The organism is Paenarthrobacter sp. TAF1 (genome assembly GCF_052113825.1).
In the GTDB taxonomy this organism is placed as follows: Bacteria; Actinomycetota; Actinomycetes; order Actinomycetales; family Micrococcaceae; genus Arthrobacter; species Arthrobacter nicotinovorans.
Genome location: NZ_JBFRDO010000054.1, coordinates 1 through 434 on the forward strand (window position 1 = coordinate 1; position 434 = coordinate 434).

The following is a 434-nucleotide window of genomic DNA, read 5'->3' on the forward strand; positions in this document are numbered from 1 at the left end:
TTGTTCGCTGCGATGACGGGGCCGTTGGCCAGGACGGTGGTTTTGGTGCCGGCGCAGGTGTAGGGGGCGGCGGTGCCGGTCCAGGGGGTGGAGCAGTTTTCGATGGTCAGTTGCAGGCCGTTGGTGGTGTCGGTGGTGAGGAGGGAGGCGGTGGCGCCGGCGGAGGTGGTGAGGGTGACGTTGTTCAGGTCGGAGTTGCCGGTGTTGGCCAGGGTGACGAGTTTTTCGACTTTGTCGCCGGGCAGCAGGCCTGCGATGGGGACGTTGAGGGTGTTGGCTGGTCCGGGGGCGCCCAGGGCGATGGTGACGGTGCCTGCGGTGACGGCTTGGGAGGCGGAGGTGGAGGAGGTGAACGCGCCGTAGGTTCCCATGCCGGCGACGGCGGCTGCGGTGCCGACCAGTGCGACGGAGGCGAGGATTTTGCCGGAGGTGGT

General features: G+C 68.2%; 1 protein-coding gene. It reads right to left on the reverse strand.

Translation table 11 applies throughout. The features are described from left to right. Positions 1–434: TasA family protein (locus AB4Y81_RS21565; protein ID WP_441996936.1), on the reverse strand; the 434-nt coding region annotated here is incomplete at both ends.